The 314-nt window shown below is 68.2% G+C and carries 1 pseudogene; it reads left to right on the forward strand.

The window, feature by feature from the left end:
* A pseudogene (locus VR44_RS43335) lies at positions 1–148 on the forward strand (acetyl-CoA C-acetyltransferase); the annotation flags it as partial.
* Positions 149–314 lie beyond the last annotated feature (166 nt).

Raw genomic sequence — 314 nt, forward strand, 5'->3', positions numbered from 1 at the left:
CGCCCTGGGCCACCCCCTGGGGGCGACGGGCGTCAAGCTGATGACCACCCTCCTGCACGAGCTGGAGCGCACCGGAGGCCGCTACGGCCTCCAGACCATGTGCGAGGGCGGCGGCCAGGCCAACGTCACGATCATCGAACGCCTCTGACCCGCCCCACGCCCCCGCCCCGACGCCCCCGCGCCGGCAGCAGCGGCTTCCCGCCGAGGTGTGCTAGCGTGGAGGCGTTGCAGTTGTGGTACCCATGAACTTTATGTGCGCCTGACGGGATTGCTCCGCAGGCGCTTTTATTGTTTTTGCTGGATTCTCCCGGATG

The sequence above is a fragment of the Streptomyces katrae genome, from assembly GCF_000966975.1.
Lineage (GTDB): Bacteria > Actinomycetota > Actinomycetes > Streptomycetales > Streptomycetaceae > Streptomyces > Streptomyces katrae.